Source organism: Aquimarina acroporae (assembly GCF_023195925.1).
GTDB classification, from domain to species: domain Bacteria; phylum Bacteroidota; class Bacteroidia; order Flavobacteriales; family Flavobacteriaceae; genus Aquimarina; species Aquimarina acroporae.
The window spans coordinates 499688-515988 of the sequence record NZ_JALPRE010000007.1 but is presented as its reverse complement, the minus strand read 5'-3'; the positions used below and the strand labels follow the sequence as shown (position 1 = coordinate 515988).

The 16301-nt window shown below is 35.6% G+C and carries 13 protein-coding genes; 10 read left to right on the top strand and 3 right to left on the bottom strand.

Annotated features, from left to right (window positions below; translation table 11 throughout):
* Positions 1-358: 358 nt before the first annotated feature.
* From M0D21_RS13470 to M0D21_RS13460, 3 genes are read left to right on the top strand one after another with little or no spacing between them, the layout of a single operon-like run.
* Positions 359-1333: a polyprenyl synthetase family protein gene (locus M0D21_RS13470; protein ID WP_248330347.1), complete on the top strand. Its 975-nt coding sequence runs from the start codon at positions 359-361 to the stop codon at positions 1331-1333.
* Positions 1326-1682 carry a hypothetical protein gene (locus tag M0D21_RS13465; protein ID WP_248330345.1) on the top strand — a complete coding sequence of 119 codons (357 nt, stop codon included), beginning with the start codon at positions 1326-1328 and terminating at the stop codon, positions 1680-1682. Before M0D21_RS13470 ends, M0D21_RS13465 begins: the two co-directional genes overlap by 8 nt.
* A gap of 12 nt (positions 1683-1694) precedes the next feature.
* Positions 1695-2321, top strand: a complete 627-nt coding sequence (locus tag M0D21_RS13460) for a hypothetical protein (RefSeq protein ID WP_248330343.1) — start codon at positions 1695-1697, stop codon at positions 2319-2321.
* Positions 2322-2334: 13 nt separating this feature from the next.
* Here the strand turns inward: M0D21_RS13460 and M0D21_RS13455 are convergent, their stop codons facing one another.
* On the bottom strand, positions 2335-2874 hold the full coding sequence (locus M0D21_RS13455) for a hypothetical protein (RefSeq protein WP_248330341.1): 540 nt from the start codon (positions 2872-2874) through the stop codon (positions 2335-2337).
* A 114-nt stretch (positions 2875-2988) separates the two neighbouring features.
* On the opposite strand from M0D21_RS13455, the gene M0D21_RS13450 reads away from it, so the two are divergent.
* Both M0D21_RS13450 and odhB read left to right on the top strand, forming a co-directional pair.
* Positions 2989-5763 carry a 2-oxoglutarate dehydrogenase E1 component gene (locus tag M0D21_RS13450; RefSeq protein WP_248330339.1) on the top strand — a complete coding sequence of 925 codons (2775 nt, stop codon included), beginning with the start codon at positions 2989-2991 and terminating at the stop codon, positions 5761-5763.
* 67 nt (positions 5764-5830) lie between these two features.
* Entirely contained in the window at positions 5831-7060 is a 1230-nt protein-coding gene (gene odhB / locus M0D21_RS13445; RefSeq protein ID WP_248330337.1) for a 2-oxoglutarate dehydrogenase complex dihydrolipoyllysine-residue succinyltransferase, read from the top strand.
* Between the two features lie 57 nt (positions 7061-7117).
* Here odhB and M0D21_RS13440 read toward each other — a convergent pair whose 3' ends face one another.
* Together M0D21_RS13440 and M0D21_RS13435 are read right to left on the bottom strand one after the other, a co-directional pair.
* Positions 7118-8044 (bottom strand): GYDIA family GHMP kinase, encoded by a 927-nt coding sequence (locus M0D21_RS13440; RefSeq protein ID WP_248330334.1) that lies wholly within the window; start codon positions 8042-8044, stop codon positions 7118-7120.
* Positions 8044-9360: a hydroxymethylglutaryl-CoA reductase, degradative gene (locus M0D21_RS13435; RefSeq protein ID WP_248330459.1), complete on the bottom strand. Its 1317-nt coding sequence runs from the start codon at positions 9358-9360 to the stop codon at positions 8044-8046. Before M0D21_RS13435 ends, M0D21_RS13440 begins: the two co-directional genes overlap by 1 nt.
* Positions 9361-9598: 238 nt before the next feature.
* On the opposite strand from M0D21_RS13435, the gene M0D21_RS13430 reads away from it, so the two are divergent.
* The 5 genes from M0D21_RS13430 to M0D21_RS13410 all read left to right on the top strand — a co-directional run bounded on the left by M0D21_RS13430 (position 9599) and on the right by M0D21_RS13410 (position 16162).
* Positions 9599-11770, top strand: a complete 2172-nt coding sequence (locus M0D21_RS13430) for a S9 family peptidase (protein ID WP_248330332.1) — start codon at positions 9599-9601, stop codon at positions 11768-11770.
* A gap of 39 nt (positions 11771-11809) precedes the next feature.
* Positions 11810-13204, top strand: a complete 1395-nt coding sequence (locus tag M0D21_RS13425) for a peptide MFS transporter (RefSeq protein ID WP_248330330.1) — start codon at positions 11810-11812, stop codon at positions 13202-13204.
* Positions 13205-13218: 14 nt separating this feature from the next.
* Positions 13219-14775, top strand: a complete 1557-nt coding sequence (locus tag M0D21_RS13420) for a peptide MFS transporter (protein WP_394802463.1) — start codon at positions 13219-13221, stop codon at positions 14773-14775.
* A 97-nt stretch (positions 14776-14872) separates the two neighbouring features.
* Positions 14873-15412, top strand: a complete 540-nt coding sequence (locus M0D21_RS13415) for a thioredoxin family protein (RefSeq protein ID WP_248330326.1) — start codon at positions 14873-14875, stop codon at positions 15410-15412.
* Positions 15413-15499: 87 nt separating this feature from the next.
* On the top strand, positions 15500-16162 hold the full coding sequence (locus tag M0D21_RS13410; protein WP_248330324.1) for a hypothetical protein: 663 nt from the start codon (positions 15500-15502) through the stop codon (positions 16160-16162).
* The last annotated feature ends 139 nt before the right edge of the window (positions 16163-16301 follow it).

The window sequence follows — 16301 nt, the reverse complement described above, 5'->3', positions numbered from 1 at the left end:
TGCTGATTCGAAGGGCAAATGTAACCAAGGAAACTTTAAAAACAATTAAAGTTTCCTTGGTTTTACATTTATTTAACACATAAATAACTTGAACCAGCATTTTTTAAGGTTGAACCGTTGCATATGAGCAAGTTTTCATGTAAAACGAAAAAGGATAGATCGTTTTGGACATTTTTTTTAACTAATGTTTAAGTTTTTAGATTTCAGTAGATATGACTTCATGTTTCTTAATCCTAACGCTCTTTATGATATTTGTGAAATTTATTTTTGGTACCAAAGGATATAGTATTGAGTTAGGGAAAAGCTTCACTTTCATTTGTTTCTCAAATTTTGTTTTACCTTAGCGCAAAAAATAAAAGTGCACACAATTTCTGATTACCAAGGTTACTTCATTACTTATTTAAATCAAAAAAACATAACTAAAGAGCCTAAAAACTTGTATGAACCTATTTCTTACATTTTGGGTCTTGGTGGAAAACGTTTGCGTCCGACACTGGTGCTAATGGCTTCTGAAATTTTTGGAACATCCTACGATAAAGCTTTGGATGCTGCTTTGGCGGTTGAGGTGTTTCATAATTTTTCATTAATTCATGATGATATTATGGATGATGCTCCGCTGAGAAGAGGAAAAGAGACGGTTCACGAAAAATGGGATATAAACACAGGTATTCTTTCTGGAGATGCAATGCTCATTAATGCATATCAGTTATTCGAAAATTATAATGGAGAGACATTTAGAGAGCTTGCAATGCTTTTTACTCAAACTGCTATTGAGGTATGTGAAGGGCAGCAGTATGATATCGATTTTGAAACCAGGGATGATGTTACGATTCCTGAGTATATTAAGATGATAGAATATAAAACTGCGGTATTGGTTGGAGCCGCTCTTAAAATGGGAGCCATTGTAGCTGGTGCATCAGAGAGTTGTAAAACTTCGATTTATGATTTTGGTAGATTATTAGGGTTAGCTTTTCAATTACAAGATGATTATTTAGATGCTTTTGGAGACCCTGAGACCTTCGGAAAGCAAGTAGGAGGTGATATTATTGAAAATAAAAAGACTTTTTTATATCTAAAGGCTTTAGAACATGCTTCGGCAGATGAACAGAAACAATTAAGAGGTCTATTTTCCTTAAATCCTGATGACCCTTCCGAAAAGATAACTACGGTAAAGCATCTTTTTGAAACTACAGGAGCTCGAAATCTTATTCGGGAAGAAATAAAACTATATACGCAAAAAGCGTTTTTAGCCTTAGATGAGTTGTCGATTTCTGAAGATAAAAAGAAATTATTGCGATTGTTTGGAGAGAATTTAATGAATAGAAGTGTCTGATAAACCTCAAAGCTTACCTGTACAGCAGCTTTTACAAGAAATTACTACCGCTAATTTGTATTCAAAATTGGTCGCGCAACTGCAAAAAGATATGTTAAGAGCAGGGGTAGATCATATTTTGAAAGATAATATAACCCCAACCAATCTTGTAGCCGAGCTGCAGAATCTGATATTGGAGATGGTGCAGGGTGATTTTAATCAGTATCTTAATTTACTCTATATGGTTGATGTGTCAGAAACCGAAATGAAGAAGGAAGGAACCAAAGATATATATGAAATAGTTGAGCAGGCTACTTATCTTATTCTTAAAAGGGAATGGAAAAAGGTGTATTACAGAAATATGTTATAAAATTTTTAGGAAATGAGATTATGTAACTTTGTTTTGCTGGTATTTTTTGTGACTCTTTCTCAGGCTCAGGAAGGGTTTAAAGAAACAAATTTGTCTTTTAGGGCTTTTCAGGAGGCTATAGCAGAAAAGGATACTCTCATATCTCACATTTCTAAAAATTATAAATGTTCAGAAAATCTATCTGGAAGAATTGAGTTTTATCATAAAGGTGACAAATTGAAATTGATAAAACACACCTATCAACAAGGTTTTGCTAGAGACGTGTATTTGGAGTATTTTTTTATTGAAAATGATATGATAAGGTTAAAGACTTCGATTTCAGAAATTATTCGCATGAATACCCTTTATAAGAAAAGTTCTCAAGGGTCTTCTTCGTTGAGTGCAGAAAAAGTAGTTGAAGTTATCGAACATGCAATGTTTTTCAAAGAAAACGGGGAGAGCAGTTGCTACGAAAGAAGGCACGGAGAAATATTAAGTAAATGGGATGTAGATTATTTTGAAACTGTCCCTTTCGAAAAAAGCAATTGTCAAGAAGATATTGAAGATATTCGTTATAAGTATCGACTATTGAGAAAAGCTGAAAAAAAATTAGAAAGTTATTCAAATAGGAAGCCTAGTTGTATTTTTCATCTCTGGTAATTTTACTGATGTTTTAAAAGAATACTCTTACAAAAGGAGCATAGGCTGATCCGTAAATACTCTTATCCTCATCATATAAAAGATCATATCGCATACCAAAGCTTACAAATCCGGTTCTATATCCTGCTCCTACAAAAAGTGCAGGATACCAATAGTCGTCTTTAAATTCTTGATTGCCTACTTCTATTTTTTGACTCACTCCAGTTTGCTCAAATTCTGCTGATAGTTGCAGTTCAGGAATCGGATTAAATAATCCGATAATACTGGCTCCATAATTAACGCTGGTGATATCTTCGTTGAAGGCATCATTGTCAAATGTATTGTATCCAAAGTTAAGACCCAGACCTGCACTGAAGAAAGGGTTGAATTCGTAAATGGCTGCTGGAGCAACCACTACACTAAATCGGTCATTAGAAACTCCAACTCCTAGATTTCCTCCAAATCGTACATTGGACCAAAAGTTTTCATCTTGCGAATATGTATTTTGTAAGGAAAACAGAATAATGGAAACTAATGCAAAAACTTTAATTTTTTGAGAGGTATCTACTTTCATTGCTAAATTTCTAAAAAAATGTTATATAAATATAGATATTTCAATGGTCAATAAATTGTAATTGTTGTATTTTTGTAACGTTTTGTCGTAAAAAAGACAATTGAATGCTAACATATGGATAAATATTCATTTTTGAATGCGGCTCATACCGCATTTTTTGCAGATTTATATGACCAATATTTACAAAGCCCCGATAGCGTAGAGCCAAGTTGGAGGGCTTTTTTTCAAGGATTTGATTTTGGTTTAGAAAATGCTGATGGTTCAGGAGAAACCATTTACATCGAAAAAGAAACCGAAGGTACAGTAGCTGTTCCTGAAAGTGTTCAGAAAGAGTTTCAGGTAGTGCGGTTAATCGATGCCTACAGAACCAGAGGACACCTCTTTACAAAAACCAATCCGGTACGAGAAAGACGAAAGTATACGCCTACACTTGCTTTAGAAAATTTCGGGTTAAGTCAATCAGACCTTAACACTGTATTTAATGCTGGAGAAATTATTGGGATTGGTCCAAATACCTTAAGTAATATTGTAGTTCACCTAGAGAAAATTTATTGCGATGCTATTGGGATAGAGTATATGTATATACGAAATCCTGAAGAGCGCGAATGGATTCAGGCGCGAGTGAACTTTAACACCAATAGAACCAAATTTTCTGCAGATCAGAAAAAACACATTCTAAAAAAGTTAAATCAAGCCGTTTCGTTCGAAAACTTTTTACATACCAAATATGTAGGACAAAAGCGTTTCTCCTTAGAAGGAGGAGAGTCTTTGATCCCTGCTTTGGATGCATTGGTTGAAAAAGCAGCAGATTTTGGAGTAAAAGAATTCGTTATGGGAATGGCTCATAGAGGGCGTCTAAGTACCTTAACGAATATTTTTGGCAAAAGTCCGAGAGATATTTTTAGCGAGTTTGATGGAAAGGACTATGAAGAGGCTGTTTTCGATGGAGATGTAAAGTACCATTTAGGGTGGACCTCAAAAAGGAAAACCGACAATGGTAAAGATATTAATATGAATATTGCTCCCAACCCATCTCACTTAGAGACAGTAGGAGCGGTGGTAGAAGGTATTACCAGAGCAAAACAAGATAGACATTATCAAGAAAACACTTCAGCAGTACTGCCAATTGTAGTGCATGGTGATGCGGCTATTGCAGGACAAGGACTTGTGTATGAAATTGTTCAAATGGCAAAGCTCGATGGTTATAAAACTGGAGGAACTATACATATTGTTGTTAATAACCAGATTGGGTTTACCACCAATTATCTTGATGCAAGATCATCTACATATTGTACCGATGTTGGAAAGGTAACGCTTTCTCCGGTACTACATGTAAATTCTGATGATGCAGAAGCAGTAGTGCATGCAGCAAATTTTGCTTTAGATTTTAGAATGACGTTTAAACGCGATGTCTTTATTGATTTACTTGGATATCGTAAATATGGACATAACGAAGGTGATGAGCCTCGTTTTACGCAACCAAAATTATATAAAGCTATTGCAAAACATAAAAACCCAAGAGATATCTATGCTGAAAAACTAATTGCAGAAGGTATTATCGATAAGGATTATGTGACAAAGCTTGAAAAAGAATATAAAGCATCTCTTGAAGAAGAATTAGAGGATTCAAGAAAGCAAGAAAAAACAGTGATTACGCCATTTATGCAAGATGAATGGGCTGGTTTTGAACGTGTGCAAGAGGACGAAATGATGGATGTAGTTAAAACCGCATATCCTAAAACCAAGCTTACAGAAATTGCAGAGGTGATTACGAAACTTCCTTCAGATAAAAAGTTCTTACGTAAAATAGAGCGTTTAATTGAACAACGGCACAAGATGTTCTTCGAGACCAATCAATTAGATTGGGCAATGGGAGAATTGTTGGCTTATGGATCTTTACTTAAAGAAGGATATGACGTAAGAATGAGTGGGCAAGATGTAGAAAGAGGGACTTTTTCTCATAGACATGGAGTGATTAAAGTAGAAGATAGTGAAGAAGAGGTAACTCTTTTAAATACATTAAAAGGTGATCAGGGTGATTTCTACATTTACAACTCTTTGTTATCAGAATATGGGGTTTTAGGTTTCGATTACGGATATGCTATGGCAAGTCCAGATACACTTACTATTTGGGAAGCTCAATTTGGTGACTTCAGTAATGGAGCACAAATTATGATTGACCAATACATTTCCTCTGCAGAGGATAAATGGAAATTACAAAATGGTATAGTAATGCTATTACCTCATGGATATGAGGGTCAAGGAGCAGAACACTCCTCGGCAAGAATGGAAAGATATCTTCAGCTCTGTGCAAAAGATAATATGTTCATTGCCGATGTTACAACACCAGCTAATATGTTCCACTTGTTGCGTAGACAAATGAAGGCTAAGTATCGTAAACCGTTAGTGGTGTTTACTCCTAAAAGTTTATTGCGTCATCCAAAGGCTGTGTCTTCGGTAGAAGAGTTTACCAAAGGAAGCTTTCAAACTGTTATAGATGATCCAGATGCAACTGCAAAAGATGTAAAATCTTTAGTGTTCTGTACAGGTAAATTCTATTATGATCTACTAGATGAAAAAGAAAAGAATAACAGAAAAGATGTGGCTTTGGTAAGAATAGAACAACTATTCCCTTTACCTGCTGCTGAAATGGATAAGCTTATTAAGAAATATAAGGCCGATGAGGTAGTTTGGGCACAAGAAGAGCCAAGAAATATGGGTGCTCTTAGTCATATGTTGATGCACTATGATGCTGCAAAAAGCTTTAGATTTGCTAGTAGAAGACCATACGGTGCTCCTGCTGCAGGAAGTGCAACCCGTTCTAAACGTAGACATCAGCAGGTGATCGATTATGTTTTTGATAAAACCAAAGACAATCAAAAAAGATAAAATATAATTAAGTAACTATAGATTAAGAATTTCCGAAGGAAATTATACAAAGGATAAATTCAAAATTATGGCTTTAGAAATGAAAGTCCCATCACCGGGAGAATCTATTACAGAAGTAGAAATTGCTCAATGGCTTGTTGAGACTGGTGATTATGTTGAAAAAGATCAGGCAATTGCAGAAGTAGATAGTGATAAAGCAACCTTAGAATTGCCGGCAGAGGCAAGTGGTGTTATTACCCTTATGGCTGAAGAAGGAGATGCTGTAGCAGTAGGGCAAGTAGTATGTCTTATCGATACTGATGCTGCAAAACCAGAAGGCGGAGATGATGCAAAACCTGCTCCGGCGGCTGAAACTCCTAAGGTAGAAGAGAAAAAAGAAGAAGCTCCTGCCCCAGCTGCACCAGCAAAAACTGAAACATATGCTACAGGAACTGCATCTCCAGCGGCAAAGAAGGTTTTGGCCGAAAAAGGAATTGATGCTTCTCAGGTACAAGGTACGGGTAGAGATGGTCGTATTACTAAAGCAGATGCATTAGATGCTAAACCGTCTATGGGAACTCCTGGACCAGGAAGTAGAGGAGAAAGCCGCAAGAAATTATCGATGCTTCGTAGAAAAGTAGCAGAGCGTTTGGTTTCTGTAAAAAATGAAACAGCAATGCTTACTACTTTTAATGAGGTAGATATGCAACCAATTTTTGATTTGCGAAGTAAACACAAAGAAACTTTCAAAAGTAAACATGGGGTAAGTCTTGGATTTATGTCATTCTTTACTTTGGCTTGTGTACGTGCATTGAAAATGTTCCCCGCGGTAAATTCTATGATCGATGGTAAGGAAATGATTTCGTTCGATTTTCAGGATATCAGTATTGCAGTTTCTGGACCAAAAGGACTAATGGTTCCTGTAATCAGAAATGCAGAAAATTTGAGTTTCAGAGGAGTAGAGTCTGAGGTGAAACGTTTAGCAATAAGAGCAAGAGAAGGTCAGATTACTGTTGATGAGATGACTGGAGGTACATTTACCATTACCAATGGTGGGGTGTTTGGAAGTATGTTATCTACGCCAATTATTAATCCTCCTCAAAGTGCTATTTTAGGAATGCATAATATTGTTGAACGTCCAATAGTAAGAGATGGTCAAATTGTTATTGCTCCGGTAATGTATGTTGCTTTGTCGTATGATCACAGAATCATAGACGGGAAAGAATCTGTAGGGTTCTTAGTGGCAGTAAAAGAAGCTCTTGAAAATCCTGAAGAGTTATTGATGGATAATAACGTAATGAAAGCTTTAGAGCTATAAGTTGCTAGAAATATATGTAAAAATAAAACCTCAATTGTCTCAATTGAGGTTTTATTTTTATAATAACATTTCTGAATAAGGGATAATGGTAGTGTATCCTTTTTCTTTGAAATAATTCATGTCATTTTTATTCCCCGTTGCAAGAATAAAATCTCCACCCCAACCTCCTAGGCTTTTAATGCTTCTAGGGTAATCTGAAAATAATCGTGATTTTACAGTTTCAGTTTTAATTATAGCTGAGATGATTTCTTCGTGCTTGTCGATTAAAGCTTCGAAATCGGTTATGTTAGAGCAGTGAATTACATTCTCTGTAATTGTATTAATAACGGTTTCGGCTTTATCAAAATCTTTTAGAGGTAAAGACTGGTAATGCTTAATGGCTGCCTTACTGTCTTGCTTCTGGTTCAGGTAAATGAAGAATAATTCGTTTTGGAACGAAGGGTTGAACTGCACTTCTTCTACTTTAGGAGCATTTTCAATTCTTTTATATATAATGGGAGTGTCATGTTGAGCACAGGCAATGTCATACCCACTACCTCCAAAACTCCTTTGTAGTAGTTCAAAGGCATTTACTTTGGCCCATTGCGCGATATTATTGATAAGCGTAGAGGAGGAGCCAAGTCCCCAGTTTCTATGAAATTCTAAACGGCTTTCTGCTGTATACCCTTTTCCAGATGATAAAAAATTTGGGTTTAGTTCTTTGGCTGCATTGAGAATAGAAATCAAAGTATCAGTTATAGGGTTTTCTTCTGTTTCGTTTGTAGCGCTGGTGATTGTATTATTTTCAGCTTTCAAGTGGGTTTTGAACCAACAATTGCCGTCTTCATCGAAACTTTTCCATAGAATACTGGAATTTTCATTGTTTTCTTCTATAAACAGCCATTGTCCCTTTTTTGTGGGTATGGCTAGAGCCTCAGCACCATCGAGTACTAGGTATTCTCCTGTAATCAGTAACTTCCCGTGACTGTAGAAGGATTTTTTCATTATGCTCTTAACTTCTCTATTTGTGTTACTACTTCGCTATGAGTAACGGTATTTGTTTTAAAATATTCGATCAATTGTTCTTTTTCAGATGTTGTGGCTTCAAACTGATTGAGGATGTTCATCAAATGCATTTTCATGTGCCCTTGCTGTATTCCTGTTGTAATTAGAGAGTTAATGGCTGCAAAGTTTTGGGCTAAACCTGCTACAGCAGTAATCTCCATCAGTTTTTTTGCATTTGGTTTTTCCAGCAGTTGCAAGGCTAGTTTTACCAAGGGGTGAAGAGAAGTGAGTCCACCAACTGTTCCTAAAGCCAATGGTATTTCAATTGAAAATATAAACTGATCATCGCGAATTTCGGCATGAGTGAGACTTTTATATCGCCCATCTTTTGCCGCATATGCATGTGCTCCGGCTTCAATAGCTCTAAAATCATTTCCGGTAGCAAGAACAACAGCATCAATACCATTCATGATTCCTTTATTGTGGGTTACTGCACGGTAGGGTTCTATTTCAGCGATATGTACAGCTCTAACAAATTTTTGTGCATATTGTGTTGCAGACAAATCTTCGGTATTAGGCAAATCCTTAACCGAACAGGAAACAGAGGCTCTTACCAGGCATTCTGGTACATAATTAGAGAGTATGCTCATGATAATTTCAATACGAGATTCATCCGTAGAGAAATCTGCATAATCTTGAGCTTCAGATACCAAAGTTTTGGCGAACTGTTCCAAACAGGAGTTAATAAAGTTTGCTCCCATTGCATCTACTGTCTCAAAAGTGCAATGCAATTGGTAATAATTCTCGATTTCAGAGGTTTTGTCTATTAACTCAATATTTTTAATACCCCCACCACGTTTTTCCATGTTTTTGGTAATAGGAGAAACATTTTTGATCAAATTTGGTTTGATCTCTTCAAAAAAATGATGTAATTTTTTTAGATCTCCGGTATACGTAAAGTGCACTTGACCCACTTTAGTAGTAGATAAAACTTCGGCTTTGAACCCTCCTCGTGTTTGCCAAAATTTTGCGGCTTTACTGGCAGCAGCAACCACAGAACTTTCTTCAATAGTCATAGGTAACGTATACCTGTGATTGTTAATTAAGAAATTAGGAGCTACCGAAAAAGGTAAATAATAGTTGGAAATAGTATTTTCGGTAAACTCGTCATGAAGTTTTTGAAGTTTATCGTTAGAATTCCAATAGGTTATAAGTGTTTCGGTGGCTTTTTTATCATTATTAAAATGATGCTCTGCCAACCATTTGATTTTGTCTTCTTTAGAGAGTTTGGAAAACCCAGAAACTACCGGTGCCATTATATCTTTTAGTATTAGTGCCTTCAAAGATACTATTCTGTTTTATTATAAGCATCATTTGTAGTGCTTTGATAGGCGGTAAAAACCTGATGATCACTCATGTTTATCCCGTTTTATTTGTCGATATGCTAAAAAAAACCGCTTTAGCCCCAGTGATTTTATTGTATTTAGCATCAATTGTTGTATTTTTCACGGATTTTTTAGCATTCATGGCGTTAACAATTTATACATATATGATATGAAGTTTACAAGATTGTTCTTTGGAATTACCTTATTTGTGGGTGTAGTTACCTATGCTCAGGATAAAGCCTTTTCTCTTGAAGAAATATGGGGAGGTGCATTTAGAACACAAGGTTTTCAATCCTTACATTCTATGAAAAACGGAACCCAATATTCAGTTTTAGAAAGAGATCCGGCTTCTGGTGCAACCAATATTGAGATATATGATTATGCAACTGGGGAGAAGACAAAAACGCTAGTGACTTCTGCATCTATTGATGGGTTAAATTCTTTTCAGGGGTATACCTTTAGTAAAGATGAGAATAGAATTCTTTTGGCCAGTGAACAAGAACAAATTTACAGACGTTCGTCCAGAGGGATTTTCCATATTTTTGACGTTCCTTCCAACGGTGTTTTTAAGGTTAGTGATAAAAAGATACAATCTCCTATGCTATCACCAGATGGTAACAAAGTGGCATATGTGTTAGACAACAATATTTATGTGCTCAATTTTGCCACAGGGCAAGAAATTCAACTTACAGATGATGGCAAGAAAAATGAAATTATCAACGGGATTACCGATTGGGTGTATGAAGAAGAATTTTCTTTTGTAAGAGCTTTCGACTGGAGTGCAGATAGTAATAAGATCGCATTTTTGAGATTTGATGAAAGAGAAGTGCCTGAGTTCTCTATGGATGTATATAGAAAGACACTATATCCAAACCAAGATGTGTTCAAATATCCTAAGGCTGGTGAAAAGAACTCTGAAGTTTCTTTGTTTATTGCTGATATAAGTGCCATGGCTTCAGATCAAATTAAACTGGGAGAATATAAAGATTTTTATATCCCAAGAATAAAATGGACAAAAAATCCAGATATTTTGAGTGTACAAGTAATGAACAGACATCAAAACAATCTGGATTTAATTTTTGTAGACGCCAAGACGAAAACTCCAAAAGTGGTACTTAACGAAAAAGATGAGGCATATATTGACGTTACAGATAACCTTACTTTTTTAGAAGATAACAGTTTTATATGGACCAGTGAGAAAGATGGTTATAACCATATTTATCATTATTCGCAAGCTGGAGAATTAATCAATCAGGTAACTAAGGGGCCTTGGGAAATAACAGATTATTATGGGTACGATACAAAGAATAAAAAGATATTTTATCAGAGTGTAGAAAACGGAAATATCAATAGAGATATTTATTCGATTACACTAGATGGAAAAGACAAGAAGAGATTAAGTACCAAAGAGGGGACGAATGATGCTGAGTTTAGTGCAGATTTTAGTTTGTATATCAATTACTTCTCCAATGCTACTACCCCTTATGAATATACATTAAATGAGGGAGCGACAGGTAAAATGGTTAGGGAGCTCAAAAATAATAGTGCGCTACTCGAAAAACTTAAAAGATACGATGTTAGACCTAAAGAGTTTTCTACCATAGACATAAATGGAGAAACTTTAAATATGTGGATGATCAAGCCCAAGGACTTTGATCCTAAAAAGAAATATCCTTTGTTTATGTACCAATATTCTGGTCCGGGATCACAGTCGGTTAAAAATTCTTGGCATCGTGCCAATGATTACTGGTATATGATGTTAGCACAACAAGGGTACATTGTTGTTTGTGTAGATGGAAGAGGTACAGGTTTTAAGGGAGCCAAATTTAAGAAAGTAACCCAGAATGATTTAGGAAACCTTGAAGTTCAAGATCAGATCGCAGCCGCAAAACAACTAGGAGCATTAGAATATATTGATGCATCTAGAATAGGAATTTGGGGATGGAGCTATGGTGGATTTATGTCAAGTAATTGTTTGTTTAAGGCACCAGATACATTTAAAATGGCAATGGCCGTTGCTCCAGTGACAAGTTGGAGGTTCTATGATACTATATATACGGAACGATATTTGATGACACCTCAGGAAAATGCCAAAGGGTATGACGATAATTCACCCATTAATTTTGTAAATGGTTTAAAAGGTAAGTTCCTGCTTGTACACGGTAGTGCAGATGATAATGTACATGTGCAAAATACGATGCAGTTAATAGAAGCATTGGTACAAGCCAATAAAGATTTTGATTGGGCAATTTATCCTGATAAAAATCATGGTATCTATGGAGGAAACACAAGATTGCATCTATACAATAAGATGACAAACTTCGTAAAAAACAACTTATAAATCATTCAAACTAATAAACTAAAATTAAACTAACATATAATGGCAAATACAGTTAAAGCGGCTCATCAAAAAGAGCTTTTTGGACATCCGGTGGGGTTATACATATTATTTTTTACAGAAATGTGGGAGCGTTTCTCTTATTACGGAATGAGAGCTCTTTTTGTATTATATCTTACAACAAAAACTGTAGATGAGAATCCAGGGTTAGGTTGGTCATCGGGTGAGGCTTTAGCATTATATGGTTGGTATACCATGTTAGTGTATGTAGCATCTATTCCTGGTGGATGGATTGCAGATAAACTTCTGGGTCAAAAGAAATCTGTTCTTGTAGGAGGTCTTCTACTAGTTGCTGGGCACAGTATTTTGGCAGTTGAAGAAATGTGGGCCTGGTATTCTGGTCTTGGTCTAATCATTGCCGGAGTGGGTATGCTTAAACCTAATATCTCTACTATGGTAGGAGGGCTTTATAAGCAAGGTGATATACGAAGAGATAAAGGATTTACAATTTTTTATATTGGGATAAATTTAGGAGCATTCCTTTCAAGTTTAATAGTTGGTTATGTAGGAGAAGTTCACGGATGGCACTATGGATTCGGATTAGCAGGGATAGGAATGGCTTTAGGATTATTGCAATATCTTTTGGGACAGAAATACTTAAAAGAAGTAGGGAATTTCTTAGGTGCTTCAGAAAAGGAAGAAGATAAAGAAGCAATGAAAAAACCATTGACCAAAATTGAGAAAGATAGAATTATCGTTCTATTAATTTCGTTTTTATTAGTGATTGTTTTTTGGGGAGCTTTTGAACAAGCAGGAGGATTGATGAATATTTATGCAAAAGAAAAAACGAATAGAATGCTAATGGGATGGGAAGTTCCTGCCTCTTGGTTCCAGTCTCTAAATGCTATGTTTATAATCTTTTTAGGTACTTCTGTTGCTTTGTATTGGGCCAACAGAAAACTAAAAGGAAAAGTATCCAGTTCTTTATTTAAGATGATCATCGGATTAATAGTTATGGGTACCGGATTCTTTTTCATGACGGCTGCTTCAATGGAGTTTGAAGCCGAAGGATCGTCTGCAATGTACTGGTTAGTATTGGCATATTTATTTCATACTATCGGAGAACTTTGTATCTCTCCGGTTGCACTTTCATTTATTACAAAATTAGCTCCAGTTAAATACGCAGCATTGATGATGGGTGTATATTTTGCTATGACAGGATTTGGAAACAAATTGGCTGGATTACTAGGAGAGTGGGCTGAAAGTCAAGGAGAATTTAAAATTTTTACCGGTATAGCAGTGTTCTGTGTTGTGTTTGGTTTACTTGTAATGATTTTTAGAAAGAAATTAGAATTACTCACTCATGGAGTAGAAGATAAAGAAGGAACAATTCACGAAGAGGCAGAAGGTTTCGAATTGGCAGATACTGCAGAATAATCGGTAAATAGTTTATGAGCATGACAACATCCGAAACGAATTCATTCAGTCTTCTGGGGCATAAACCCGCACTGTTCGTGTTATTTTTTACAGAAATGTGGGAGCGCTTTTCGTACTACGGAATGCGTGCAATTTTTGTTTTGTTTCTAACTTCTTCATTTGCCGATGGAGGTTGGGAATGGTCTAATGAAAAAGCGTTGGGTCTTCTCGGGACCTATACCTCTTTGGTATATGTTACTCCTGTTATTGGTGGGTGGATCGCCGATAAGTTTATGGGGTATCAGAAAGCGATTGCTTTGGGAGCATTGGTTATGACATTGGGTCATGCCTCAATGGCTCTCGATACAGAAACAACACTTTATATAGGCGTAGGTCTTCTAATCATAGGAAATGGGTTGTTTAAACCTAATATTACTTCAATTATTAGTGGTCTTTATGATAAGTTTCCAGAACGAAAAGATGGTGCATTTACCATTTTCTATATGGGAGTGAATTCTGGTGGTTTTATTGGAGTATTACTTTGTGGTTTCCTTGGAGAGAATTTGAGTTGGGCCTGGGGATTTGGTCTGGCCGGTATTTTTATGATGTTGGGAATGTTACAGTTCTGGTTTGCCAGAAGTATTTTTGGGAAAATCGGACTGCAACCCTCTAAAAAAATAGATGTATCAGATGCTATAGTATCTACCGAAGAAGAACAGGAAGAAGAAAAAGTGCCTGCTCATGTACAAAGAGATCGATACATTGTAGTAGGAGTTTTAGCATTTTTTGTAGTTTTCTTTTGGGCAGCGTTCGAGCAAGCTAGTGGTTCGATGACCATTTTTGCAAATAAATTCACGCAACGAGTGCTTAGTGGGAACTCTGCATTCATTTTTAAAGTAGTAGATACTTTAATAACAGTCGTGCCTCTGGGTATTATTACCTGGGTACTATTTAAACTATTTCAGCAAACATTTAAAAAGATTTCAGTATCGAATATTGTACTAGGAATAAGCTTTTTGAGTATTTGGGGTATTGCTATATGGAAATTATACATTTATCTACCGCAAGACACGCCAGAAATACCAGCTTCTTGGTTTTTGATATTAAATTCTTTATTCATTATCACCCTGGCTCCGTTATTTTCTAAAATTTGGGAGAGTAAATACAATCCTTCTGCAACGGTTAAGTTCGGATTGGGGCTGATTTTGTTAGGTATTGGATTCGGAATGTTAGCATGGGGCTCGGCAACGATTCCTCAAGGTGCCAAAACAGCCTCAGTAAGTCTTATATGGTTAGTCGTAGCATATTTGTTACATACCATGGGAGAACTTTGTTTATCTCCAGTAGGATTGTCTTATGTTTCCAAATTGGTTCCAGCCAAAAAAATTGGTCTAATGTTTGGAGTATGGTATTTGGCTATTGCAATAGGAAATAAATTGGCAGGATTTGCCGGGAGTTATATCGACGTAATTGTAGAGAAGTACTCTATGTCGGTATTCTTTCTTATTTTTACGATAATTCCAGCTGCTGTGGGAGTAATTTTAATTTTACTTACTCCTAAGATGAAGAAAATGATGCATGGAGTGCATTAATTAAAATAATATATAACTTCTCGCGTTTCCCAAAGACGCGTGAAGTTTTTACATAAGGAACATTTTTTGTTTCCGACAAATTGAAAAAACGATAACAATGAAGAACCTGCTTTTAGTTTTTACTGTATTGCTATGCCTTACTACACAAGCGCAAGAGATCAATTGGATGTCTTTTAATGAAGCTTTAGAAGCGCAAAAAGAAGAACCCAAAAAAATATTTATGGATGTGTACACCGATTGGTGTGGGCCTTGTAAATTACTCGACAAAAGAACATTTCATAATAAAGATGTTGTAGAATATGTAAATAAAAACTTCTATGCTGTGAAATTCAATGCAGAAGGAACAGAAGAAGTGCGTTACAATAATTTTACCTATACCAACCCTAACCATAATCCTAGCCGTAAAGGGAGAAATAGTCAGCACTTCTTTGCAAATGCCCTAAAGATTTCTGGTTATCCCAGCATAGTGTTCTTTGATGAAAACGGAGGTCTTATTGCTCCGGTTATGGGATTTAAAACTCCGCAACAATTAGAAATATATCTAAAAATGATCCACCAAAACGATTATAAAAAGCTTACAAGTGCAGACGCTTGGAAAAAGTATGAAAAATCTTTTGTTGGAACTTTTACAAACTAGCAGGGCTTCTCGTATTCACACAAATTTGTTTAAGTTTATTAGAAATTTTATCTTTTAAGATAAAATTAGCAACCTAATTTTAGTGATATGAAGAAAATAATACCCTTGATTTTGGTAATAATTATACCTGTAATAGCTAATGGCCAAAAGGCTTGTTTGCCAACCAAAATAGAAAGTAAAAACTATACTTGTACTCTTGAATATAATACTTCAAACCAGCTGGTTAAGGTTAGTGATAACAATGATTATGTTGTAAAACTTGAGTATAACCAAAACGGGAAAGTAGCAAAGTATGAGGTTTATGATGCCGGAGAGCTTGAAGAATGGTATACCGTTAAGAAAGGGGTAATCGAAGAATATGATGAAGATGGTCTTTCGAGAACTTTTCGATATAAATACAATGAGCAAGGTAAACTTTCTGCAATAGTGATTAGAGATAAAGATGGAAATGAGTTAAACCGAAAGAGGTTTACCTGGCAAAAAGGGAATATTGTTGAAACAATATACAAAGGCAAGCGAGGTACTAAGAAAAGACAATATAAGTATGATAACAAACCTAATCCTCTAAGAGTTTTAAGACCCATCGCAAATTTTGTTAAGTTCAAACCCGCTGCTGTTTTCTCTAAAAACAATATCGTAGAGCGCACTCATACCAAATCTAAGTCCTTTTCGGGTTCATATTCTAAAACAAATTGCCCTTTGGTTTTTGCAAAGAATAACAATCAAAACTATTTAGAATTTACTTATTAGTTTTCGATTCATGTAGGTTAATAGTTTGCTGTCTGTTTTTGTATTGATTGTAATAAGTATGTAACAAGTTTTAATTTTGTAGGAATTTTCCATTTTCTTTCCTGAAATACAATTATTTAGTGATGTTTTCGTTACCCAA